Origin of the sequence: Phragmitibacter flavus (assembly GCF_005780165.1) — a bacterium.
Lineage (GTDB): Bacteria > Verrucomicrobiota > Verrucomicrobiia > Verrucomicrobiales > Verrucomicrobiaceae > Phragmitibacter > Phragmitibacter flavus.
On record NZ_VAUV01000007.1, the window covers coordinates 253,079 to 277,773 of the forward strand.

Sequence of the window (24,695 nt, forward strand, 5' to 3'; positions counted from 1 at the left end):
GGTAGTGGCGAAAATGTGTTTAGATTGGGACATGTCCGACACGCTGACCTCTATCCTGAACAAGTTGCTGAATCAACCGACCGCTCCCTTTCATGAATACCATGTGAGAGAGGCGATCGAACAATTGTTGCTGGATGTGCCGCATGTGGATCTTTCGCATGACGCGTTTGGCAACTTGCTGGTGACTTATCGCAAAGGCAAGCGCCGGTCGACGCCGACCTGGGTTTTGGGGGCGCACATGGATCACCCGGCTTTTGTGAAGGTGCCGAACAAGGATGAGTGGGATTTCCTGGGCGGAATGCCGAAGGCGGTGGTGGAACTGGAAGAGAATGTGGCGCAGCGCAAGGAGCATGGCGATTTTGCGCCGTGGGATTTTGATGCGGTGGTGGACAACGGTCGGGTGCAGGCACCGGCTTGTGATGATCTGGTGGGTTGTTCGGTGATTGTGGCGGTTTTCAAGGAACTTGCCAGGCTGGGGCTGGATGCGACGGTGCATGCGGCGTTTACGCGGGCAGAGGAGGTGGGTTTCCTCGGAGCGTGGCATTTGGGCAAGAACTGGCCGTTTGGCAAGGAGTCGGTGTTTTTGTCGGTGGAGACGAGTCGTCCGGTGAATGGCGCGGAGTTGGGTGAGGGGCCGATGATTCGTGTGGGCGACCGGCTTTCAATTTTCGACAATGAGCTGACGAAGATTTTGGTGAGCACGGCGATGGGGCAGGGCATCCGGGTGCAGCGCTGTTTGCTGGATGCGGGGGCTTGTGAGGCTTCGGCGTTGCAGGCGTGCGGGATTCGCAGTGCGGGAGTGAGTGTGCCGCTGGGGAATTATCACAACCTGGATGATGATCAGGTGCTGGCACCGGAGTGGGTGTATTTGGAAGATGTGCAGTCGATGGTAAACCTGTTGGTGGCGCTGGTGGGTGTTGATCAGCACGGGTTGGAGGAGCGTCCTTTGGAGGAACGGGTGAGCCTGCGGATGAAGGAGTTCAAAAAGCACCTTGAGGCGGGCAATTCGAAGTTTGAGGCGTTGGCGGTTTAACTGGAAAAGCCAGATCGCCATGAGAAAACCGCCGGCCTGCAGGCTGGCGGTTTTTTTGTGGAGCCGGATTCAGATGAAGGCAGATCAATGAGGTCGGGCGGATGGGATGCGGGCACAAAAAAAGGCGAGGTAAACCGCGCCTTTTAATGATGATGGGAACGTTCGAGGTCCCGTTTGTCGGTGGGAGTCAGCGGGGATTATTCCGCGTTCTCTTCAACATAACGGATAACGTCGCCAACGGAGAGGAGTTTTTCGGCTTCTTCATCGGGGACGTCGATGCCAAACTCTTCTTCGAAGGCCATCACAAGTTCCACGGTGTCGAGTGAGTCTGCGCCCAAATCTTCAATGAATTTGGCTTCAGGGGTCACTTGTTCAGGGTTAACGCCGAGTTGTTCGACGATGATGTCCCGGACTTTGTCTGCGAAGTTGGTGTCGGCCATAGATGAGAGTTAGTAGTTGCTTTGAGTGGCGCAGCTTTACCGGGTGAGTCGAATTTGGCAACCGGGAAAATGCGATTTTTTTGAATGCGAAATGCTCAATGTGAAAACGTCAAGCTGAGAATGACGATGTGGTGGGAAAACGCAGGGGTATTTTTGTTCAAAATAGGGCTCCAGGAGATTTGCCGGACTTGAATCGCTTGAGGTCCTGACGCTCCGATTGCTCCTCGGGGGTGAGTTCCCTGGCGTCGGCACGATGGCGGTAGGTGAAGCCCAAGACGAAGCAGGAAACATCCGCGACGAGGAAGACCATGGCGACGATGATGCCGTAGCGCTTGAGTTTTTCATCAATTCGTTTGTTGCGATTGACCGAAAAATGGTCGCGCGGTCCCTGGACTTTTGCCTGGTAGAGCCGACGCCAGCTGCGGGGATTGCGGGCGATGCTGAAGGTAAGCAGGAACAGTGCGGTGAGAATGATGCACGCGATTTGGTAGACCAACGGGAACCGGACGGTTTCCGCGCTGGCCTGGGCAATGACGGGTGCTAATGATGTCGTGAATGAAAACGGAAACGGCATTTCGAGTTCATTCTAGGGATGCAGACATTAAACTCAAGATGATTGTCCCACCCATGTGAAGAGATCGTCACCGGGAGAGTCGGCAAGCTGAACCTGAATTTGTGGATCGTTGGCGGCAAGGTGGGTGAGACAGTGGTAAACTTCCTCGGGATCGGCCTGGATGGAAACAGCGATGACGTTGGCGGTGGCGCTGCCGGCATGGGCGATGGCATTGCGCACGGAGGTGAGCACTTTGAGAAAGTCGACGGCGGCCTTTTTTCCGGCTTCGACGCCTGGTTGGTGATAGGCGTTGATGTTGACGAGGCTGGCGTAAAAAGAGACGGCGCGTTCGAACAGGGCGACGAGCATGCCAACGGTGTAGGGGGTGGCTTGTTCGATGCTGAGGGTGACGGATTCGCGGTCGCTGTCGAAAAGCGCTTTGCGGGTGCCGCGGAGGAAACCTTGAAGGTAGTCGCTGGCGGTGGTGTTGGGGTCGACTTCGACCTGGGGTTGATCGGAGCCCTTGCGAACTTCGATGAAGGTGGCGAAGAAGTTGTTCACCCCATCGCGTAGCTGTTGCACATAGGCATGCTGGTCGGTGGAACCCTTGTTGCCGTAGACGGCGATGCCTTGGTTGACGACGTTGCCGTCGAGGTCGTGCTGCTTGCCGATGGATTCCATGACGAGCTGCTGGAGGTATTTGCTGAGCAGCATGAGGCGGTCCTTGTAGGGGAGGACGACCATGTCCTTGGCACCTTTGCCGTTGCCGGCCTGATACCACATGAGGGCGAGCAACATGGAGGCGTTTTGCGCGGTGGGAAGGGTGCGGGTTTTCTCATCCATGGCTGCGGAGCCGGAGAGGATGAGGTCGATGTCGATGCCCTGGAGCGTCATGGGCACGAGGCCGACGGTGCTCATGATGGAGGTGCGGCCGCCGACCCAGTCGGTCATGGGGAAGATTTTGAGCCAGTCGTTTTCGGTGGCGTAGGCTTCGAGTTTGCTGCTGATGCCTCCAGAGGCGGTGCCGGTGACGGCGACGGCGTGTTTCGAGAAGTCGAGTCCGGCGCGTTCATAGGCAGCGCGGGCTTCGAGCATGCCGTTGCGGGTTTCGGGGGTGCCGCCGGATTTGGAAATGACGACGGAGAGCGTGGTGGCAAGGTCCGCTCCGATGTTGGCGATGGTGCGCTGGATGCCGTCGGGATCGGTGTTGTCAAAGAAGTAGGTTTGCAGCGGGGCGCTGTGCGCGTCGACGAGGGCGTCGGTGATGAACTGGGGGCCAAGGGCGGAGCCGCCGATGCCGATGATGAGAAGCTTGCTGAACTTGGCTCCGTTTTGGGCGGTGATTTCGCCGCTGTGGATTTTGGAGGCGAAGACTTTGCAGTCGGCGATGTCGTTGTCGATGCCGGCGGCAAGTTCGGGAGTGGGGGCGAGGGCAGAGTTGCGAAGCCAGTAGTGGCCGACCATGCGTCCTTCATCGGGATTGGCAATTTCACCAGCTTCGAGTTTTTTCATATCCTCGAAGGCACGGGCAACGAGCGGCTCCATTTTGGCGAAGAAGCCGTCGTCGAAATTCATGCGGCTGATGTCGAGGCTGAAGCCGAGATCGGGGTAACGAAGAAGGTGTTGCTGATAGCGCGTCCAGAGGTTCATCATGCTGGCACACAAGCAGGGAAGGGCGTTTTCGCAAGGATTTGCGCGCTCTGGAGGGATTTTCGTTGATGCACATTTATGGAGCGGCGGAGAATGGAGGTGGGATAGTGCCCAAATAAACAACGGTCAGCACCACAAATGCCTCGCATTGCACAAAAACTGATTGGTGCCGTCGCCCCAAAAGATTAGGTATTAGCATGCTTAAATAAAGAGCAATTATTTGGCATTATTCCACGGAATTATGTAATTCGAAGGGCTAATATATATGGTTAAGACATTGTCAGGACATTTGGAAAAGTTGGTTTTGGTGGTCGCGGTCGTGTTGTTTGGGGGTGAGATCAGGGCACAGGAGCTTCAACCGTTTATTTTCAATGTCACGAAGTCGGCGGTGGCCGGGGATGTGGTGGGGATTCATGGAGATCAGTTTGGAACGGCACCGACGGTGTGGATCGACCGCTTGGAGCCGGGGGACAGCCATCCAAATCCTGAAATGCAGCTGACCGATGTTTTGACGAAGTCGAATCAGTATATCGGCGTGCGGTTGCCAACCAATCTGGCGCTGGGAGTGTATGCGATTTTTGTGAAGTCGGGCACCAAGACGAGTGCGCCGGGTTGGGTGAACCGGGCGGACGGGTGGCATTATCTGGATCTGGCGGGGCGGGAGATTGCGCCATCGTTTCCGTTTCGCATTACCGGAAGAAATCTGGCATTTCCAGGGGCGACACCACAGGTGCGCTTTGTGAACGCGGCAAATGGCGGGGTGCTGGCGGCTTCAGGGGTGGGATCGACCGGGGATTCACTTGGAATCAAGTGTGTGGCTCCGCTGGGTTTGTCGATCGGAGCTGAATATCATGTGGAGGTGAACAACGGCTTGGCGAATCTACCTTCGGCGTGGGTGCGAATGCCGGGTCAACCGTTGCTGGTGCGGGCCATCGGGTTTGATCTTTTTGGACTTGGCGTGCCTTGGGGGTCGGATTTTGCGAAGATGCTGGGCAGGGTGATCAATGTGAAGGGGATTGGTTTCAATGCGGTGGGAAATGGGGTGGCTGATGACCGGGCGGCGATCCAAAAGGCGATTGATACGGCGTCGGCAATGGGTGGCGGGGTGGTTTATCTGCCGAGTGGTGTTTATGCGATCGGGGTGACCAGCAGTGGCGGGGTGGATTACAATTTGGTGATGAAGTCCAATGTGGTTTTGATGGGTGAGGGAATGACCAGGTCGACGCTGGTGACGACAGGTGGGGGTTCAGGGTTGCACGCGGGTTTGGTCTATGTGCCGCCGGGGCATACGACGCTGGGCTTTTACAATCTGACGATGCGTGGCGGTCCGAAATGCTCGATGGTGGTGAATTACTTTGCTGCGATTCGCGCTTTCATTGCGGGCTGCCGGTTGGAAAACCATGGAGGGCAGGGCACACGTTCCATCGCGTGGCGGGAAGGGGCACAAACGGTGTTGAAGGACTCGCAATTCGTATCCACCCAAATGAAAAGCGATGCGGCCTATTTTGTGGGGCAAAACGATTTGATCGTGAAGAACTGCTACTTTGAGTATCATGACGGACGCATCCGCTTCACGCTGGGTGAGCGCGTGCAGGTGGAAAGTTGCACCATCGCGAGGTCGGTGGAAACGGATGGTTTGGAAACGCCCACTTATGGCGGGTTGGTATCTCCAGTGGACGACTTTTCCCTTTTGAGCACCAGCTTCATCAAGCTTGGCAATGGGCTGATTCCTCGGGCGAACGACGGCGAGAGTGTGCTTTGCGAATATCCTTCGGAGCACTACGCCCTTGGTTCAGCAACGGCCGGCGGGGTGGATCTATTGTCGGACAGTTCCGCAGCGTGGAAATCCGGTGGTTTGGTGGGTTTGGAGGTGATGATCATCAAGGGCCCTGGTGCCGGACAGCGGCGCACGATCAGTGGCAACACGGGGAACAGTCTGACCGTTTCCCAGGCGTGGGACGTTCCGCCCGTGGCTGGGAAGAGTTACTACAATGTGACCAACCGGTGCAAGCGGCACATGATCAAAACCTGCATGTTCAACGGAATGCCGAGTGGCATCTGGTATTACCGCACTCCGATTGATGATCTGGTGATTTCAGGCAATCAATTTGTGGACACGGCTTATACGGTCTTGGTGCGCGCCAATCAGCGGGTGGTGGCAGAGAGCTACAGTTTCGGGAATGAGTTCAACACCATGTCGGGCATCCTGATTGAGAAAAATACCTCGCGGCTTTCCTCGCCTGCCCTGAGCAATGGACCGGCGACTCCGGTGATTGATGCGGTGTTGACCAGCGGCAATCAAATTTACGGCAATTTCTACTATGATTGCGTGATGCGTGGCAATGCCTGGATGGGAAACAACGCGGAGAAGGACTGGGGCACGCATATTGGTTTGACGGCTGGTCCGGTGGTGGACAATGTGAGCGCAAGTGCCGTTGGAATGATTGTTCAGGGCAATTACTTCTCGAACAACCTGGTAGGCATCAATCTCGGAACAGGTAATTCACAAACGGTCATTCTGGGAAATGTCTTTGTCAATGTGCAGACGCCGCTTCAGCAAACGCGGCTTCCGGGCTTTTCATCGGAATCGGTGGGAACGGTGTTTGCGCCGTGAAGCCGATGGCGACGGTGTTCATTTGATCGATAGGGATAAACTTGACGCGGACGCCCAGTCCGGCTGAAATGGGCGGCTTATGAGCGAAGCGTTTCCTGACATTCCTAAAATTCAGTTCGAGGGCCCCAAGTCGAAGAACCCCCTTTCATTCAAACAATACAATGCGGATGAAGTGGTGGCGGGCAAAACCATGCGGGATCACTTCCGCTTTGGGGTTGCCTACTGGCACGCGATGCGCAACACGCTGTCGGATCCCTTTGGCGGCGGCACCTCGCAGAAGCCTTGGGACGACGGAACGGAGAGCGTGGACAACGCGCGTCGCCGTGCGCACGTGTGTTTTGAGTTCATGGACAAGCTGGGGATTGACTACTACTGCTTCCATGATCGGGACATCGCTCCTGAAGGCGCATCGTTGAAAGAGAGCCACGCGAATCTGGATGCGGTGGTGGATGAGCTGGAAGGTTTGCAGAAGGCGACGGGCAAGAAGCTTCTTTGGGGCACCGCATCGTTGTTTGGCAATGCCCGATACAATCAGGGCGCGGCGACGAGTCCGAGTGCGGCCGTGTTTGCTTATGCTGGAGCGCAGGTGAAAAAAGCGCTGGAAGTGACGCATCGTCTTGGCGGCGAGGGTTACACCTTTTGGGGTGGTCGTGAGGGTTATGCTTCGCTGTGGAACACCGACATGAAACGTGAGGTGGATCACCTGGCGGCGTTTTTGCACATGGCGGTGGCACACAAGAAGAAGATCGGATTTACCGGTCAGTTTTACATTGAGCCAAAACCACGTGAGCCTTCGACGCACCAGTATGATTCCGACAGCGCCGCCTGTTTGAACTTCCTGCGTCAGTATGATTTGCTGGAGCATTTCAAGCTGAACATCGAGACCAACCACGCAACGCTTGCCGGTCACACGATGCGTCATGAGTTGGAAGTGGCTTTGGCGGCAGGGGCCTTGGGTTCGATTGATGCGAACACCGGCGATGAACTGATTGGTTGGGATACGGACCAGTTCCCGACAGACATTTATTTGACGACGCAGATCATGTTGGTGTTGTTGAAGATGGGCGGATTCACCACCGGTGGATTGAACTTTGACGCGAAAGTGCGTCGCGAAAGTTTTGAACCCGTCGATCTTTTCCATGCGCACATTGGGGGGATGGATGCGTTTGCACGCGGCTTGAAGATCGCATCGGCGATCATTGAAGACGGTCGTCTCGATGGTTTTGTGAAGCAGCGTTACAGCAGCTTCGACAGCGGCATCGGTGCACAAATTGAGAAAGGCGAAGTAGGCTTTGAAGAACTTGAAGCCTACTCCTTCGCCAATGGCGAACCCGTCATCGGTAGCGGACGTCAGGAGATGCTCGAAGGCTTGGTGAACGAGTTTATTTGATTCCGGGTAGAGATTAATCAACCGGCGATTTCTGGGATGCCAGAGATCGCCGGTTTTTTCGGGTCATGTCCAAGGTGGAAAGTAATTGGTGATCTTCTTTTGGCTTGCCACTGATCCAGTCCACCACTTCGTTTAAACCAAATTCCATCTATTGCTGAAAATAATCTCAACATCCGGAGGCCAGACTGATTTGATCACGTTAAATCCCTAACCAAGAAATAGATCATTCCAACCTCCCATGAAGAAGATTTTATCCCCGAGGAAGGACAACCAATTTCTGATTAACTTCTGCTCTCGCTTGATCGCCGCCCTTCATCTGAATGGATGAAAGCAGGCCTCGAAGCGGCTAATGTCAGCCAGCAGATGCGAAGGATGAAGCGCGAAAAAAGAAGTTCGACCTGCCGATAATGTTGAGGCAGTTTTTGAAGGAGATCCAACAATGACATGCAAAGCCGACCACCACATTTGTCAATAGTTTGCACACTGACCCCATTTTACCCTGCATTAAAACCTAATCCTGTGCCGATCCCTCTTTAACCAATGAATCCAGACGTAATCGATCTAACCGAAGAGGATGTAAAAAGGGGATTCCAAATCGCTTGCTATACAACTGCGCAGCGTCGCCGACGTTTATTTATTGCGGTCGCCCTTTCTGCGCTGCTCGCATTATTCGCTTCTTTGTCGACTTCGAATGAGGCCCATATGAAGATCGGTTCATTCGATTACTCTAAAATGTTTCAATATAGCCTGAAGGTTTTTTCGTTTGTTTTTGTTGGTGGATTCGCATTTTATTTGACTTCAAATCTTCAAAAATCGCGTCAAAAACGTTATAGTGCATTAATGGCAAGAGAATGGAAATCAGTAACAGGTGGTGTTGCTAAAGTCAGTCTACATGACGGTTTCTTCAATCTTCTGTTCAGCGAATCTGAAGAAAAGTTTTTCACAACACAAATCAAGTTGATAATTGAAACGCAGGATTACTTTGTGATCGTTATTGGGAATGATCAAAAGGAGCGATTTATCCCACTTCCAAGAAACAATCTTGTGAGTAGCTGGCTAGACGTAAGTGCGGATGGGATAAAAAAGGAAAATGTTTCAATAAAGTTAACGTAGGCCCCAAATCAAGCACCCTTAGCAAATTCTCGTCATAGGTCCTGTGGGTCGTAGTATTTGGCCATGACGAAGCCGCTTCGCGGAAGGGTAGGCCCACCGCACGGCGCAACCGCGAACCAGCTGTCTGACAACTCTGTTTTTCCCAGATCGCGCTGGGCTTCGACCGAATGGTGGGATGCATTTGGTTGGGGAAAACAGGTTTCTGCAACCAGAGAGTGGTTGGCATTGATAAATTATTTGACCGGTGGTCAAATAATCGCATAATGCCTCTGTGGCCTCTGAATCACTCCCTGTTACCCGCAAAGAACGCGAGTTCTTTGCGCGTGAGAAGTTGATTCTGACCCAGGCACGTCGGCTCTTGATCGAGAAAGGTTTTCAGGCCTGGAACATGGATCAGTTGGCGGAGGCCGTGGAGTATTCAAAGGGCACGCTCTACCAGCACTTTACTTCGAAGGAGGACCTCGTGCTTGGCGTCGCTACCGATTCACTCAAGACGCGGGCGGATTGGTTTGAGAAGGCGAGCAAGTTCAAAGGCACCACTCGTGAGCGCAGTCGGGCGATTGGTTTTGCATGCTGTGAGTTCGCCGAAAAATGTCCGGACTACTTTCACATTGAGATGATGCTGAAGTCGGCCTCATTCTGGGAGAAAGCCAGTGAAAAGCGGCGGTTGGCCCATGCATTCCAGAGTGCGCGATGCTGGCGCTTGCTAAACAACATTGTGGTGGAGGCAATGGCCCTCGGGGACCTGCCCAGAGATGGACACACTCCCGAGCAGGCGACTTTTGCCCTGGTTTCCGTAACCGTGGGGAGTCATGTGATGAGCCAGGAACCGCAGATTCTAGTCCAGGCTGGCATCACGAATCCGATGAAGGCCGTTCGCCTTAACCAAGACATGGTTTGTGATGGGCTGGGATGGAAACCGCTTATGAAGGATTTCGACTATTCCGAGACCGATCGTCGGATCGTGAAGGAAGTTTTCCCAGATGCTGTGAACTGGCTGAATGGCTGAGTTTTTTTGCCACTAGAATGACCAGGAGTCAAAAATGGACCGTTAGATATGAATTTCATCGCCCTCCGCATGTTGATGTCAGACCGAGCCAAATATTGGGGCCTGGTTTTTGCATTCGCATTCTCGACCTTCCTTCTGCAGAACCAGATCAGCATCTTTTGCGGCATCATGATGCGCACGGGCAGCCAGATTTTGGATGTCACCGATGCGGACGTTTGGGTGATGGATCCTTATACGGAGTATTTTGAGCAAACCAAGGCGCTGAAAGACACAGACCTGACGCGTGTGCGAGGGGTTCCGGAGGTGGATTATGCCGTGCGGCTGTTCAAGGGCAATCCGACTGCCCGCACGCTTGCGGGAAAGTTTGCCTCCACCTTCACTCTGGGGGTGGATGACAGCACTCTTGTTGGAGTGCCGCGCAAGATGATCATGGGCAGTTGGGAGCGTTTGACTGAAGCGAAGAGCATCGTGATTGATAAAGCGGGATACAACCTTCTGTTTCCGGGTGAACCCTTGGAACTGGAACGAATTCTCGAGTTGAATGACCACAAGGTCACGATCGTTGGCATATCGGATGCCGCTGCTCCATTTGTCAGTTTTCCAGTCATTCATGCTCGATACAGCGAGGCGGTGAACTTCCAGGGTCGGGAGCGAAATCAAATGAGTTTTGTTCTCGCACGGCCAAAGCCTGGGGTGTCGCCTGAAAGTCTCGCCAGACAGCTTGAACAGGCGACGGGACTGAAGGCCAGGACGACTCGTGAGTTTGCGTGGGATTGTGTGGTTTATTACCTCAAGAACACCGGCATCCCGGTGAACTTCGTCATTACCATTGCCGTGGCTTTGGTGGTCGGACTGGCGGTTTCGGGGCAGACATTCTACATGTTCACGGTCGAGAACCTTCGTCAGTTTGGGGCTCTCAAGGCCATCGGAGTTACGAATACCCGACTGGTCTTTATGGTTCTTTTGCAGGCCGTTGTTGCCGGGGCGATCGGCTACGCCATCGGCACCGGAATGGCCGCTGCCTTTTTCACCGCCACCCTCAATGGCATGGCTACACGCGGAATCATCCTCATGTGGCAGGCGGTCGTAGGTGTCGGCGGGGTGATGGCGCTCGTCGTGGCGGCCGTCAGCATTCTAAGCGTCCGCAAGGTCCTCGTTCTTGAACCCGCCAGTGTCTTTCGTTGACCCATGAATGCTTCTCCATCTTCACTCGCGGTGCGTTGCACGGCCGTCCAAAAACATTTCGGCGGAAACGAGGCGCGGGTTCAGGTGCTGCGCGGCGTGGAGTTTGAAGCCAGGCAGGGCGAGATCACGTTTTTGGTCGGTCCGAGCGGATGTGGAAAAACCACACTGATCTCGGTGATTGCGGGTCTTCTTGATCCCAGTGACGGGGAAATCGAGGTTCTGGGACACCGTCATGGTCAACTCCAGGGAGCCGATCGAGTGGTGTTTCGGCGTCGGAATCTTGGCTTCGTTTTTCAGCAATACAATCTGCTGCCTTCGCTGACGGCTGCGGAAAACGCGGCGGTGCCTTTAATGGCCGATGGCATTCCTCGAAACGCAGCGGTCAAGAAGGCCGCTGAACTTCTCGATCGCCTTGGCCTGGGTTCCCAAGTCAATGCCATGCCGCGGGTGCTCTCTGGAGGTCAGCAGCAACGTGTGGCTCTTGCCCGCGCGCTTGTTCATGAGCCTGCTCTCATCATCTGCGATGAGCCCACCTCCGCCCTTGATCACAAGACCGGCGAGTCGGTCATGCAATTGCTCGCCACCGCCGCGCTTTCTCCGCAGCGGGCGGTCATCGTCGTCACGCACGACAACCGCGTTTTCCATCACGCCCACTCCATCGCCCATATGGACGATGGTCGGGTCACTCACGTCGAAACCCAGCGCCCCTGAACGTCCATGAAAATACCGATACTTCCCATCCTCGCCGTTGGTTGCCTGATCGCAGCCGTGCACACCGTCATCAGCAGTCAGCCTCAGCGCAGCTCCACTTCGCCACCGAAGATGCCGCCGCGCAGTTTGTATGAAAAAACCATTGCGGCCATGGGACTGGTGGAGCCGAGCAGCGAGATGATTTTCATCGGCAGTCACCGGAGCGGAGTGGTGCAGGAGGTGCTGGTGACGACGGGTCAAAAGGTGCGGGCGGGAGATGCCTTGATCCGGCTCGACACGCGGGAGCTGGAAGCAACGCTGAAGGTGGATCGTGCCCAATGGTTGGAGGCTCGGTCGCAACTTCGTGTGGCGCAGTCCCAGTGCATGCAGTCCCGGCGCAGCTTTGAATACGCCCAAAAGCTGGCTGGCACCCGGGCGATCTCAGAGGAGGAAGTGACTGACCGCAAAACAGCGCTGGAGACCGCCCTTGCCCGGGTTGAAGCGGCCGAAAGTTCCATCGCTCTGGCAGAAGCGCGCATTCAACTGACTGAAACCGAAATCAAAAAAAGCACCCTGCATGCCCCGATCGATGCCACGGTGCTTCAGTTGAAGATCCGGGCGGGGGAGGCGGTGTCGGCGACACCTGCTGCGACGCCTTGGTTAACGCTGGGGCAGACCGACACTCTCCACCTCCGTGCCGATGTGGACGAGCACGAAGCTTGGCGCGTCAGGCCCGATGCGGAGGCGACTGCGCAGGTCAGGGGAAATCCGGAACTCCAGGCCGCACTCGAATTCGTGCGCTTCGAGCCATTGGTCATCCCCAAGAAATCGCTCTCGGGGGATGCCACCGAGCGCGTCGATACCCGGGTCCTTCAAGTCATCTACCGGGTGAAGAAAGGCGATGCGCCCGCCTTGTATGCGGGTCAACAGATGGATGTGTTCATCTTGGCGGGAGGCTCGACACCGTGACTCCTTCTCATGACCCACACATTCTCGTTAAGGAATGAGTTCTCCAAGCAATCGTGGGAAGCAGCAATCATCGGAATGATCTTGGGTTTGATGGCGTTTTATGGGAATGACCAAATTTTTGAAATGCATGGGATGGGGAATGATGTTGCTGATGGCGATGGTTGGTGTTCAGGGGCAGGCGCAGGAGAAACCGAAGTGGAAGAAGGTGCTGCCGGATTTGCCGGAGTCGGTGGAGTTGTTTGAGAATGTGGAGATTGCGAAGCCGGAGGGGTTTCCTTTGTTGGTGAACGTTTATGTGCCGAAGGCGGAGGGAGCACATCCGGGGCTTTTGTTGATCCATGGCGGGGGATGGCAGAAGCGGCAGATTGATTCGGACATGCCGTTGGCGGAGCGACTGGCGGCGAGGGGTTATGTGGTGGTTCAGGTGAGGTATCGACTGGCGCAGGATGCGATGTATCCGGCGGCGGTTCATGATTGCAAAACGGCGCTGCGATATGTGCGGGCGAATGCGGCGAAGTATCGGTTGGACAAGGAGCGGGTGGGAGTGATGGGCGGTTCGGCAGGGGGACATTTGAGCGGGTTGATGGGGATGACAGGTGGGTTCAAGGAGGTTGAGGGCGATGGAGGTTTTGGTGAGGAGTCGACGCAGGTGAAGGCGTGCATCGTGATGGCGGCGACGATGGATTTGATGGAGGCGAACAAGGAAAAAAACGGGGAGAGTCATGTGGCGTTTTTTGGTCCGATTGGGGAGAAGCGGGAGGTGTATTTGCAGGCTTCGCCGATCGAGCATGTGAAGGCGTCGAGTCCACCGACGTTGTTCATTGAAGGGGAAAAGGACACGCTGAAGATCGGGCGTGCTGAGATGCAGGAGAAGTTGAAGGCGGCGGGAGTCGCGACGGAGTTGGTGACCTTGAAAGGTGCGCCGCATCCGTTTTGGATGAGTCAGCCGTGGTTGGATGAGACGGCGAAGGCGGCGGGGGATTGGTTTGACCGCTATTTGAAGTGATGGAGTGAAGGAGGGTTCCCGGGTTCGGAAATGTCCTAATCCCGGGCTGGGGCGCTATGAACTGAGGTGCTGAATTTTGTTATGAATTTGATGGGTCGAATTTCTGCTTTGATCTTTTTGCTGACTGCTTTGACGGCAGAAGGTGGAGAGGTGCAATTTAATCGGGATGTGCGGCCCATTCTCTCGGACAAGTGTTTTGCTTGTCATGGTCCGGATTCGGCGACGAGGGAGGCGGGATTGCGGTTGGACACGCGTGAAGGGGCGATTGAGGGACTGGCAGTGAAGCCGGGGGATGTGGGGCACAGTGAGTTGATGGCCCGTGTGGTCAGTGAGGATGGGGATGAGGTGATGCCGCCGCCGGAGTCGAAATTGGGTAGGTTGAGTGAAAAAGAAATCGATGTTTTGAAGCGGTGGATTGAGCAAGGGGCGGAGTATCAGTTGCATTGGGCGTTTGAGCCGGTGCGGATGGAGGATGCGCAGAAGGACATGGATGAGGTGGTGCTGAAGAAGCTGCGGGAGAAGGGGTTGTCGTTTCAGCCGGAGGCGGACAAGTCGACGTTGATTCGCCGGGTGAGTTTTGATCTGACCGGATTGCCGCCGACGGTGGCTGAGGTCGAGGATTTTTTGAGCGATAATCGCGTGGATGCTTATGAGCGGTTGGTGGATCGTTTGCTGGCTTCACCGGCTTACGGAGAAAGGATGGCAGTGGACTGGCTGGACATGGCGAGGTATGCGGACAGTTATGGATTTCAGGTAGACAAAATGCGTGTGGTCTGGCCTTGGCGGGACTGGGTCATTGATGCGTTCAACGAGAACCTGCCGTATGATGATTTTATCACCTGGCAAGTGGCGGGGGACTTATTGCCGGGGGCGACGGACGAACAAATTTTAGCGACGGCGTTTAACCGTTTGCATCAACAGGAGTCTGAGGGCGGAAGTGTGGAGGAGGAGTATCGGCGTGAATATGTGGCGGATCGTTTGCACACTTATGGCACGGCGTTTCTGGGGCTCACATTCGAGTGCGCGAGGTGTCACGATCACAAGTATGATCCGATTTCGCACAAGGAATATTATGAGATGGCGGCCTTCTTCCAGAACATTGATGAGGCGGGATTGTATTCGTATTTCACGGAGTCGGTGCCGACGCCGACTTTGGTGATGAAATCGGAGGATGGTTCTGGGCGATTGAAAGATGCGAAGTTGGTGGTAGCAAAGCTGGAGGGTGAGGGGAACGGATTGAAGGCGTCGAGGCGTGAGGCGTTTTTGAAATGGAAAGGTGAGTGGAACGGTGGGGTGGAGATGAAGGGTGAGTTGGCGAGATTCAAGTTTGATGAGGTGGTGGATGGCAAGATGCCGAATGCGATTGAGGGAGGTGAGCCTGCGTTGTTGAAAGGCGAAAACCGGTTGGCGGAAGGATGGGAGGGGAGCGGGGTGTTGTTGACGGGAGATGATGGGGTGAGTTTGCCGGTGGGGAATTTTCGGCGTGATCAGCCGTTTGCGGTTTCGTTGTGGATGAAGGCGTCGGAGGCGGCGGAGCGGGCGGTGGTTTTTCATCGTTCGCGCGCCTGGACGGATGCGGCGAGCCGGGGATATGAGTTGCTGATTGAAGAGGGCAAATTGAAGTGGTCCTTGATTCACTTCTGGCCTGGGAATGCGATCTCGGTGAGGACGAAGGACAAGGTGAAGGTCGGTGAATGGACGCAGGTGACGGTGAGTTATGATGGCAGCAGCAGGGCGGCAGGGTTGAGGATGTTTGTGGATGGCGTTGAGGCTCCGGTGGAGGTGGTGCGGGATGCTTTGACGAAGGAGATCACCGGGGGAGGCGGGGACACGATCACAATTGGCGAACGGTTTCGGGATCGGGGATTTAAGGGGGGAATGGTCGATGATTTTCGGGTGTTTGAGCGGGAGTTGGGGATCTATGAAGCCGGGGTTTTCTTTGATGGCAAGAGGTCGGAGGATGAGGGAGCGTTGTTGGAGTTTTATCTGGCTCAGGTGGATGAGGCGTGGGGGAGTTATCTGGAGCGATTGCAGAAAGCGCGGCGTGATTTGGCGGGGCTGACGGATGGCATGCGGGAGATGATGGTGATGAAAGAATTGCAGGAGCCGAAGAAGGCGTATTTGCTTTTGCGCGGGGAATACAACCAGCATGGCGAGGAAGTTTTTGCGGATGTGCCGGAGGTGTTGCCGCCCTTGCCAGAGGGGGTGAAAAAGGACCGGCTGGCGTTGGCGAATTGGACGGTGGATGCGAAGAATCCGCTGACGGCGAGAGTGACGGTGAATCGTTTTTGGCAGTCGGTGTTTGGTCGTGGATTGGTGAAGACTTCGGAGGATTTTGGGAGTCAGGGCGAGAGGCCGCTGCATGGGGAGTTGCTGGATGTTTTGGCGGCGGATTTCGTGTCGGGTGGTTGGGATGTGAAGCGGTTAATGAGGAAGATGGTGATGAGTCGAACGTATCGGCAGGGCAGCTTCAATTTTGAGGACAGGCAAATGATGGTGGATGATCCTGACAACGAGTGGTTGTCGCGCGGGCCGAGATTTCGTTTGCCGGCGGAGATGATTCGGGACAATGCGCTGGCGGTGGCGGGGTTGCTGGATGGGGCGATGGGCGGGGCGCCGGTGAATCCGTATGAGATGAGTGAGGCGTTCAAACCGGTAAAGGATTTGAAGTTGGCGGGGTTGCATCGGCGCAGTCTTTACACGAGCTGGCGCAGGACGGCTCCGGCTCCGGCGATGATTGCTTTTGATGCGCCAAGGCGGGCGGTTTGCAGTGCGAAACGTGAGCGCACGGATTCACCGTTGCAGGCGTTGGTTTTGTTGAATGGTCCCCAGTTTGTGGAGGCGGCGCGGGTGATGGGGGAGAGGGTGTTGAAGGAATGTGGTGATGATGTGGAGAAGATGATTGAAGGGATTTTTATGAGGTGTTTGAGCAGGATGCCGGACGAGAGGGAGAGGGACATTGTAAGGGTTTTGCATGCGGAGCAGTTGGAGCATTTTAGGAAACATCGCGAAGAGGCGGCGGAGTTGCTGAGGGTGGGTCAGGTGGGGCGTGATGAGGAGCTGGATGTGGTGGATGTGGCGGCGGCGACAGTGCTGGCACAGGCTTTGATGAATCACGATTCGAGTGTGGTGAAACGGTGAAATTTTTGGAGGTGTTATGATATGACGGAAGATTGTTTGCGAGATGGAAACGGGGAGACGTTCGGGGTGACAGGCAAAATGCCTGTCACACCCACAGGCTACAAGCCTGTGTCACCGCTCCGCGGCGAAGCTCCCAACCCGACAGGCTACAAGCCTGTCACACCCACAGGCTACAAGCCTATGTCACAGGGGATGAGCCGACGGACGTTGTTGAATCGATTTGGGATGGGGCTGGGTGGAATGGCTTTGTCGGAGATGCTGGCGAGTGGTGCGGAGAAAGGGGTGATGGGAGGGAATCATGTGGCGCCGAAGGCGAAGCGGATCATTTATTTGTTCATGTCGGGCGGGCCGTCACAGGTGGATCTGCTGGATTACAAACCGTTGTTGAATCAACGTCATGGGGAGCAGTTGCCGGATTCGGTGCGGGGGGCGCAAAGGCTGACGGGGATGTCGGGGAACCAGTCGTCGATTCCATTGGTGGGGTCGCCGTTCAAGTTTTCACAGCATGGGGAGTCGGGCGCGTGGTTCAGTGAGTTGCTGCCGCACACGGCGTCGATTGCGGATGATCTGTGTGTGGTGAAGTCGATGTTTACGGAGGCGATCAATCACGGTCCGGGCGTGACGTTTTTACAGACGGGTTCACAGATCGCGGGGAGGCCGAGTTTCGGTTCGTGGTTGAGTTATGGGTTGGGTCAGGAGAATGCGAATCTGCCGTCGTTTGTGGTATTGATCACGAAGGACAAGACGGGGCAGCCGTTGGGATCGCATCTCTGGGGCGGTGGGTTTTTGCCATCGAAACATCAAGGGGTGTTATTTCGGGCGGCGAAAGATCCGGTGCTGTATTTGGGGAATCCGGCGGGGGTGAGCGAGGGGAGTCGGCGGATGATGCTGGACCGGTTGAAGGAGCTGCATGAGCATCAGTTTGCGGGCACGCCGGATGTGGAGATTCAGAACCGGATTGATCATTATGAGATGGCGTATCGGATGCAGTCGAGCATTCCGGAGGCGACGGGGATTGAGGAGGAGCCGGAGTCGGTGCTGGATTTGTATGGTCCGGATGTGAAGACGCCGGGGACGTTTGCGGCGAATTGTTTGCAGGCGCGGCGCATGGCGGAGCGCGGGGTGCGGTTTATCCAGTTGTATCATCAGGACTGGGATCACCATGGCGGATTGCCGGGGGCATTGCCGAAGCTTTGCAAGGAGACGGATCAGGCGGCGGCGGGACTGGTGCGGGATTTGAAACAGCGGGGGATGCTGGAGGACACGCTGGTGGTGTGGGGTGGGGAGTTTGGGCGGACCAATTATTGTCAGGGCAAGATCCAGCCGAACTTTGGGCGGGATCATCATCCGCGCTGTTTCAGTTTATGGATGGCCGGGGGTGGCGTGAAGCCGGGAACGGTGCACGGGGAGACGTGTGAGTTTGGCTATAACGTGGTGAGCGGCGGGGTGCATGTGCATGATTTTCATGCGACGCTGCTGCACTTGCTGGGGATTGATCACGAACGGTTGACGTATCGTTTTCAGGGGCGGCGGTTCAGGCTGACGGACGTGCATGGGCACGTGGTGAAGGAGTTGTTGGTGTGACGGAAAGTAGAAGGCTCGTCCCGGGCCTTGGCAGATCGGGATGAAAGGCTCGGGACGAGCCTTCTACGTTGTTTTTTGGAGGATCAGACAGGAGTCGATGCCGCCGAAGCCGAAGGAGTTGTTGAGGACGGCGGTGACTTTGGTTTCGCGGCCGTGGTTGGGGAGGTAGTCGAGGGTGATTGGGCAGTCGGTGGACTCAAAATGGAGGGTGGGAGGGAGCCATTGGTTCTCAATCGCGAGAGCGCAGATGAGGGCTTCGACGGCACCGATGGCTCCGAGGGAATGACCGGTGTAGGCTTTGGTGCCGGAGACGGGTGGGGCGGATTTTTCGCCGAAGAGAGTGGCGATGGCGGTGGCTTCGTTGAGGTCGTTTTGCGGGGTGCTGCTGGCGTGGGCGTTGATGTAGGACATGTCGCCGGGGTTGAGCCGGGCGTCGTCGAGGGCAAGCTGCATGGCGCGCCGGAGGGGGGTGCCGTCGGGTTTGGGGATGGTCATGTGATGGGCTTCGCAGATGAGGCTGCTGCCGGTGAGTTCGGCATAGATGCGGGCGTTGCGGGCACGGGCGTGGGAGAGAGATTCGACGATGATGATGGCGGCTCCCTCGCCCATGACGAAACCGTCGCGTTGGGTGTCGAAAGGACGGCAGGCGTGCGCCGGGGGATCGCCTTGCCAGCGGCTCATGGTGTGGATTTGATCAAAGGCGGCGTAGGTGAGGGGGCTGAGGGGGGATTCGCTGGCACCAGCGATGACGATGTCGGCGGCTCCCTGACGGATGAGGCGAAGGGCGTCGGCAATCGCGACGTTGCCGCTGGCGCAGCTGTTGGAGTGGGTGGTGGCAGGACCCTGGGTGTTGAAGTGGATGGAGAGGTTGCCGTGGGTGCTGCCGCCGTAGATTTGCAGAGCGAGGGCGCGGCTGACGGATTTGGGTCCGTTTTCGAGGAAGAGGTGGTGCTGGTGTTCGGCGTCGGCGATGCCGCCGAGGGCGCTGCCGAAGCTGATGGCGGTGCGGGTGGGATTGGTCTTGCTGAGGTCGAGGCCGGAGTCTTCGATGGCAAGCTGGGCGGCGACCATGGCGAGGGTGGTGCAGCGGTCCCAGCGTTTGGTTTGATGGGGGGCGAACCAGAGGCTTGGATCGAAGTCGCGGATTTCGGCGGCGTGCCGGGCTTTGGTATGGGGGGATTCGAAGCGGGTGAGGCGGCTGATGGCACTTTTTTCGGCAAGCAGGCCGGACCAGAAGGCGGATTTGCCGATGCCGATGGGGGTGACGGGACCGAGGCCGGTGATGACGGCGCGGCGATGAGGGTCGAGATTCAAGATCTTGAATTTGAGATTTGAGATTTGATTTGAAGGAGGTCAGCCCTTGAAGACAAAGAATTTGCGGGCGACGAAGTTGATGAGGGCGGCGGCGACGGTGTTGCTGAAGATGGCGATGTTGGTGGGGATGTCGAAGCGACGCACAAGTTCAGGGCCGGCGACCTGGCTGATGACAAAGGCGATGAGGTTGATGAGGGTGAAGTAGAGGAACTCCATCCAGGGACTGTGTCTGCCGCGTTTGAACACGAGCATGACGTTCATGTAGTAGACAAAAAAGTTGGTGATGAAGAACGAGATTCCGTTGTTGATGAGAAGGTTTTTGGCGCGGAGTTCCTTGGTGAGGGGTTCGCCGTTGACGATCATGCCTTCATAGGCGGGGATGACGGTTGTGGAGAGAAGGACGATGATGCCGACACTGACGACGGTGGCGAGGATGCCACAGAAGCCGTAGACGCCGAGTTGGACGATCCAGGGCAGGTCACGCTCTTTGATGCGGCGCAGCATTTCTTTGGGAGGGGTGCGGAAGTAGAAAATGAGAGCGTCGATGATGTCCTGTTTCATGAGAAGTTGAGATGATGGGAGATTGAGGAGATTTGGTCAGTTGCCGAAGCGGGATTTCCAGATGGGGAGTTGTTGGGCGACGACGGATTGGCGTTGGGTGGGAGAGAGTTCCCAGACCCAGGGGATGTCTTTGGGGATGAGGGGGATAAGGGTGTCGAAGTCGACGTCGCCGCCAGTAAAGGGAACGCGGTGGTCCTGGGCGGGCCAGGTAACGTCGTGGATGTGGCATCCGATGAGCCGCGGGGCGATTTTGGTGAGGAATTCGAGGTGGTTGAGCAGTCCGAGATTGGCTTTGCGCTGGACGTGGCCGAAGTCATGCCAGAAGCCGATCCATGGGCTGTCCTTGTAGTGGTCGACGAGCTGAAACATCTCGGCTTCACTGGGAACTTGTTCGAAATGGCTGCGGGTTTCGATGCCGAGTTTGATGCGATGTTCTTCGCAAAGGGGAAGGAGGAGGTCGAGGGCGGAGCGAGAGCGGTCGAGGTAACGCTGGGCGACTTTGGCGCGCTTGGTGACGAACTCGAGTTTGAGCCGGTTGTAGTCGCGCGAGTAGATTTTGCCCTGGTCGACGAGGGTTTCGAGGCGGTCGGTGTAGGGTCGCATGCGCACGCAGCCGAGGTGGATGACGACGCGGTCGGCGCCGAGTCGGGCGGTGGTTTCGAGGGTGCGTCGGGTGAGGTCGAGGGCGCGTTCGCGTTCGGCGCGGCGCAGGGAGGTGTATTCGTAGACGTCGGGGGCGTCCATCATGACCTCGACGGGCGAGGGGCAGAAGTTGTGGACGCTGGAGATCTTGATTTCGCGGCGGTTGACGCGGTTGATGATGTCGGGGAGGTGGGTGACTTTGAGGCCGTGGCTGAGTTCGATGTATTCAAATCCGAGGCGCAGGGCATCCTTGACGATATCGTCGCCTTCGAGATGGCGATGGCTGTTCCAACAGGAGGAAAGGGACAACATGAAAGGCTAAAGGATAAAGGCGAAGGGATAAAGACTGAAACGGAGTTGAGCACGCTTCATTCTAAATTCATCATTCATCGTTCAAAATTCATCATTTAGGCTCCTCAGGGATGAGGGTTTCGGCGATTTGGTCGACGAGGGGTTTGCCTTCGCGGGTGAGATGGAGGTGGGTGGGGGTGAGGTGGATGAGGTTTTCGGTTTGAAGGGTGGGGAGCCAGTGGGCGATGGAGGGGGCAATGCGGCTGAGGGAGAGGCCTTCGGCGGTGCGGAGTTCGAGGGCAATGCGTTCCATGAGCCATTGGTTGTCGGTGAGGTCTTCGGATTCGACGATGGGGACGCGGTTTTGACTGAGGAGTTCGTTGTAGCGGGTGGTGTCGGAGATGTTTTTCCAGCGGGTGCGTTGATGCGTGCTGGAGGCGGAGGGGCCGAGGCCGAGGTAGTCGGCGCCCTGCCAGTAAGCTTGGTTGTGAAGGGAGCGGCGGCCGGGAAGGGCGAAGTTGGAGGTTTCGTAGTGTTCGTATCCGGCGGCTTCAAGGAGGTCGATGGTGGTGCCGAAGTGGTCGGCATCGCGGTCCTGGTTTTGATCAAGTTCGCCGGTTTGGTGGCGCTGGAGGAAGTCGGTGTCTTCTTCGTAGGTGAGGTTGTAGCAGGAGAGGTGGTCGGGCTTGAGGGAGAGGCTGTGGTGGAGTCCGGCGGTCCAGATGTCGAGGGTCTGGTGGGGGATGGAGAACATGAGGTCTAGGTTGAGGGCGGGGATGCCGGCGTCGCGGAGGATGTGGAAGGTTTCGGTGGCTTCGTCGGGGGCGTGATCGCGGCCGAGCAGGGTGAGGGTGGGTTGGTCCCAGGCCTGGACCCCGAGGCTGACGCGGGTGACGCCGAGGTCGCGCAGAAGCGTGGCTTTGGCGGGGCTGACGGTTTTGGGATTGGCTTCGAGGCAGAGTTCCTGGAGGTCGGAGAGGTCGAGTCGCTGGCGCAGGCCGTGGATGAGGGTGGTGAGGTGGGAGCGACTGAGGGCGGTGGGGGTGCCGCCGCCGAAGTAGATGGTTTTGGGTCGGAGATCCAGCTGGCGTTGGTGAAGGGTTAGTTCGTTGAGGATGGCATCGACAAATGCGGCCATGTCGGTGTTGCCGGGCGTGTGTTTGTAGAAACTGCAATACGGGCAGACGCGGTGGCAGAAGGGGATGTGAAGGTAGAGGTGCTGGATCAAGGAACGGTGAATTTAGCTTTACTATGCCCGGCTTGCATCTTGCTTGTTGTCTGATGAGTGACGAAAAAGATTTGGGGGGCAAGTTGCTGGCGGAGGTTTCGCGCAGTTTTTATCTGACGTTGAAGGCGTTGCCGGAGGGGGTGCGGGAGCCGTTGTCGCTGGCGTATTTGATGGCGCGGGCGGCGGACACACTGGCGGATACGACGGTGGTGCCGGGGGAGGTTCGACTGGGGTGTTTGAGGGATTTTGATGGGGTGGTGCAGGTCGGGGCGGAGGAACAGGGGTTGATGGCGCGATTGAAGTCGGAGTTCATGCCATTGCAGGAGGATGAGGGGGAGCGCAAATTGCTGGACCGGCTGCCGGAGGTGGTGAAGGCTTATCGGGCTTCTGATGATGTGGACCGGACGATGACGCGCGGGGTGTTGGGTCCGATTGTGAAAGGGCAGATGCTGGACATTGAGCGGTTTCCGCAGGATGGACAGGTGAGGGCGCTGGTGACGGCGGCGGAACTGGATGAGTATACCTGGCTGGTGGCGGGGTGTGTGGGGGAGTTTTGGACGAAATTGTGCGTGGCGAAGTTGGGGGCGTCGTTTGCATCCGGGACTACGGCGGATGAGATGGTCAGAAAAGGGGTGAATTATGGGAAGGGGTTGCAGTTGGTGAACATTTTGCGGGATGTGGCGAAGGATGGTCGGATGGGCCGTTGTTATCTGCCGCTGACGGAGATTGAGGCCGTGGGGTTGACCATGGAAGAAGTGAGGGCGAAGCCGGCGGTGCTGCTGCCCTTGACGGTGAAGTGGCGGGAGCTGGCGCGGGAATATTTGATGGATGGTCTGGCTTATGTGGAGGCTTTGGAGATGAAGCGATTGCGGTATGCGACGGCGTTGCCGCTGTTGTTGGGGTTCAAGACGCTGGTGCTGATTGAGCGGGCTTCGCAGGCAGAGTGGTTGGCGGGATTGAAGGTGCCGAGGGGGGAGACGACGAAGTTGTTGTTTGAGGCGGGCATTGCTTCAGCGACAAGAAACGGGATCAGCAAACTGGCAGCCAAGTGCATGGGGTAGGGGCGGTGTGGTTTGTGGTGACATGCATCAGGTTCGATGCTCCAATGACCCAATGATGAACTGGATGGTTGAGTTTAGCGCGTTTACCATGGTGTTTTCTGTCGTATTTGCGACGGCGACGGTGGTGGTGCATGTAGCGTTTGCCTTGGCGGTGTGGATCGACGCGAAGGAGGTGATGCTGCGCACGGGGGCGAGGACTTTTCTTGTGGGAGCAGGTCTTTGGGGATTGGGAATCTTGGTGACCGGAGTTTTGGGAGCGGGGATCTACTGGTTGATTCATCATTCGACGCTGCGGTTGGGGCCGGTGACGGCTGGAAAGAGTGAAGAGTAAAAACATATGAGTTCCTGGGTGTTTCTATGGGCTGCCCTTGGGGCGCTCACCTATGTGGCGGCAGCTTTGACTTTAAAGCGGGCGGCGGAGCTGGGGGCCGGGCTGTGGCATTCGACCTGGGTGTCGAATGTGCTGGTGGGTTTGCTGTTCCAGATTTTGTTGCTGTTTCCTGGCGAGTGGATGCCGGTGGAGATGTGGTATCAACCGATGTTGGTGGCGTTGTTGTTTCTGGCGGGGCAGGTGCTGACGTTGTTTTCGTTTCAGCGCGGGGATGTGTCGGTGGCGACGCCGGTGTTGGGTTTGAAGATCGTGATGGTGGCGGTGTTGACGACGTTGATCATTGGTTCGGCGTTGTCCTGGCAGTTGTGGCTGGCGGCGATTTTGAGCACGTTGGGGATTGTGTTTTTGAATCAGAAGAGCGCGGTGGGTGGCGGAGGAAAAACGGGGATTACGGTATTGAGTTCCGGCATGGCGGCGGGATGTTATGCGTTGTTTGATGTGCTGGTGCAGAAGTGGTCGCCCGCGTGGGGCATCGGGACGTTTTTGCCGGTGATGATGGGGATGGTCGGAGTATTTTCGTTGCCGGTGGGATTCTTGTTTCCTTCTCCGCTGTTGAAGATGCCGACTCAGACGCTAAAGTGGTTGGTTGGCGGGGGGCTGCTGTTTGCGTTGCAGTCGATTTTTCTGGTGGCGAGTATTGGCTATTTTGGCCAGGCAACGACTTCCAATGTGATTTATAGTTCACGTGGGTTGCTGAGCGTGGCGGCGGTGATGTTAATCGGGCATTGGTTTAGCAATGCCGAAAAGGATCTGGAGGCGGCTGTGATGAAGAAGCGCTTTGTCGGAGCGGCGCTGATGTTTGTGGCGATCCTGCTAGTGCTGATCTGACC

22 protein-coding genes are annotated in these 24,695 nt (G+C 56.5%); 15 read left to right on the top strand and 7 right to left on the bottom strand.

Translation table 11 applies throughout. The features are described from left to right. Positions 1-31 precede the first annotated feature (31 nt). Complete coding sequence (locus FEM03_RS10960) at positions 32-1,033, top strand: M20/M25/M40 family metallo-hydrolase (RefSeq protein WP_166442785.1); 1,002 nt, start codon at positions 32-34, stop codon at positions 1,031-1,033. Between the two features lie 197 nt (positions 1,034-1,230). On the opposite strand, the gene FEM03_RS10965 is transcribed toward FEM03_RS10960, so the two are convergent. The 3 genes from FEM03_RS10965 to FEM03_RS10975 all read right to left on the bottom strand — a co-directional run bounded on the left by FEM03_RS10965 (position 1,231) and on the right by FEM03_RS10975 (position 3,676). Further along, the gene (locus FEM03_RS10965; protein ID WP_138086296.1) at positions 1,231-1,473 is read right to left on the bottom strand and encodes an acyl carrier protein; all 243 of its coding nucleotides are present in this window, start codon (positions 1,471-1,473) and stop codon (positions 1,231-1,233) included. 157 nt (positions 1,474-1,630) lie between these two features. After that, entirely contained in the window at positions 1,631-2,047 is a 417-nt protein-coding gene (locus FEM03_RS10970; protein ID WP_138086297.1) for a hypothetical protein, read from the bottom strand. Positions 2,048-2,080: 33 nt separating this feature from the next. Then, a complete protein-coding gene (locus FEM03_RS10975) occupies positions 2,081-3,676 on the bottom strand; it encodes a glucose-6-phosphate isomerase (RefSeq protein ID WP_206170975.1) in 1,596 nt (531 codons plus the stop codon). A gap of 265 nt (positions 3,677-3,941) precedes the next feature. Here FEM03_RS10975 and FEM03_RS10980 point away from each other — a divergent pair, with 265 nt between their 5' ends. The 11 genes from FEM03_RS10980 (at position 3,942) to FEM03_RS11025 (ending at position 18,377) form a co-directional block, all read left to right on the top strand. Beyond that, positions 3,942-6,290, top strand: a complete 2,349-nt coding sequence (locus FEM03_RS10980; RefSeq protein WP_138086299.1) for a glycosyl hydrolase family 28-related protein — start codon at positions 3,942-3,944, stop codon at positions 6,288-6,290. 79 nt (positions 6,291-6,369) lie between these two features. Continuing rightward, positions 6,370-7,680 (top strand): xylose isomerase, encoded by a 1,311-nt coding sequence (gene xylA, locus FEM03_RS10985; protein WP_138086300.1) that lies wholly within the window; start codon positions 6,370-6,372, stop codon positions 7,678-7,680. 540 nt (positions 7,681-8,220) lie between these two features. Beyond that, on the top strand, positions 8,221-8,793 hold the full coding sequence (locus FEM03_RS10990) for a hypothetical protein (RefSeq protein WP_138086301.1): 573 nt from the start codon (positions 8,221-8,223) through the stop codon (positions 8,791-8,793). 271 nt (positions 8,794-9,064) lie between these two features. After that, positions 9,065-9,802: a TetR/AcrR family transcriptional regulator gene (locus tag FEM03_RS10995; RefSeq protein WP_138086302.1), complete on the top strand. Its 738-nt coding sequence runs from the start codon at positions 9,065-9,067 to the stop codon at positions 9,800-9,802. 48 nt (positions 9,803-9,850) lie between these two features. After that, positions 9,851-10,987 (top strand): ABC transporter permease, encoded by a 1,137-nt coding sequence (locus FEM03_RS11000; protein WP_138086303.1) that lies wholly within the window; start codon positions 9,851-9,853, stop codon positions 10,985-10,987. A gap of 3 nt (positions 10,988-10,990) precedes the next feature. Beyond that, complete coding sequence (locus FEM03_RS11005; protein WP_138086304.1) at positions 10,991-11,698, top strand: ABC transporter ATP-binding protein; 708 nt, start codon at positions 10,991-10,993, stop codon at positions 11,696-11,698. 6 nt (positions 11,699-11,704) lie between these two features. Further along, positions 11,705-12,646: an efflux RND transporter periplasmic adaptor subunit gene (locus tag FEM03_RS11010; protein ID WP_138086305.1), complete on the top strand. Its 942-nt coding sequence runs from the start codon at positions 11,705-11,707 to the stop codon at positions 12,644-12,646. 9 nt (positions 12,647-12,655) lie between these two features. Then, a complete protein-coding gene (locus tag FEM03_RS24755; protein ID WP_206170977.1) occupies positions 12,656-12,889 on the top strand; it encodes a hypothetical protein in 234 nt (77 codons plus the stop codon). Beyond that, positions 12,798-13,652 carry an alpha/beta hydrolase gene (locus FEM03_RS11015; protein WP_240772743.1) on the top strand — a complete coding sequence of 285 codons (855 nt, stop codon included), beginning with the start codon at positions 12,798-12,800 and terminating at the stop codon, positions 13,650-13,652. Before FEM03_RS24755 ends, FEM03_RS11015 begins: the two co-directional genes overlap by 92 nt. Before the next feature lie 90 nt (positions 13,653-13,742). Continuing rightward, positions 13,743-16,793: a DUF1553 domain-containing protein gene (locus tag FEM03_RS11020; protein ID WP_166442786.1), complete on the top strand. Its 3,051-nt coding sequence runs from the start codon at positions 13,743-13,745 to the stop codon at positions 16,791-16,793. A 192-nt stretch (positions 16,794-16,985) separates the two neighbouring features. Beyond that, a complete protein-coding gene (locus tag FEM03_RS11025; protein WP_138086307.1) occupies positions 16,986-18,377 on the top strand; it encodes a DUF1501 domain-containing protein in 1,392 nt (463 codons plus the stop codon). Between the two features lie 63 nt (positions 18,378-18,440). Here FEM03_RS11025 and FEM03_RS11030 read toward each other — a convergent pair whose 3' ends face one another. From FEM03_RS11030 to hemW, 4 genes are all read right to left on the bottom strand, one after another. Further along, the gene (locus FEM03_RS11030) at positions 18,441-19,691 is read right to left on the bottom strand and encodes a beta-ketoacyl-[acyl-carrier-protein] synthase family protein (RefSeq protein WP_240772744.1); all 1,251 of its coding nucleotides are present in this window, start codon (positions 19,689-19,691) and stop codon (positions 18,441-18,443) included. Positions 19,692-19,730: 39 nt separating this feature from the next. Then, entirely contained in the window at positions 19,731-20,252 is a 522-nt protein-coding gene (locus FEM03_RS11035; RefSeq protein WP_138086309.1) for a GtrA family protein, read from the bottom strand. Between the two features lie 36 nt (positions 20,253-20,288). Beyond that, positions 20,289-21,206: a sugar phosphate isomerase/epimerase family protein gene (locus tag FEM03_RS11040; RefSeq protein ID WP_138086310.1), complete on the bottom strand. Its 918-nt coding sequence runs from the start codon at positions 21,204-21,206 to the stop codon at positions 20,289-20,291. 91 nt (positions 21,207-21,297) lie between these two features. Then, positions 21,298-22,413, bottom strand: a complete 1,116-nt coding sequence (gene hemW, locus FEM03_RS11045) for a radical SAM family heme chaperone HemW (RefSeq protein WP_206170967.1) — start codon at positions 22,411-22,413, stop codon at positions 21,298-21,300. Positions 22,414-22,466: 53 nt separating this feature from the next. On the opposite strand from hemW, the gene FEM03_RS11050 reads away from it, so the two are divergent. The 3 genes from FEM03_RS11050 to FEM03_RS11060 all read left to right on the top strand — a co-directional run bounded on the left by FEM03_RS11050 (position 22,467) and on the right by FEM03_RS11060 (position 24,693). After that, entirely contained in the window at positions 22,467-23,474 is a 1,008-nt protein-coding gene (locus FEM03_RS11050) for a squalene/phytoene synthase family protein (RefSeq protein ID WP_166442787.1), read from the top strand. Between the two features lie 64 nt (positions 23,475-23,538). Then, positions 23,539-23,805, top strand: coding sequence for a hypothetical protein (locus tag FEM03_RS11055; RefSeq protein WP_206170968.1), 267 nt, complete (start codon positions 23,539-23,541; stop codon positions 23,803-23,805). Between the two features lie 6 nt (positions 23,806-23,811). Beyond that, positions 23,812-24,693, top strand: a complete 882-nt coding sequence (locus tag FEM03_RS11060; protein ID WP_138086314.1) for an EamA family transporter — start codon at positions 23,812-23,814, stop codon at positions 24,691-24,693. Positions 24,694-24,695: the final 2 nt, after the last annotated feature.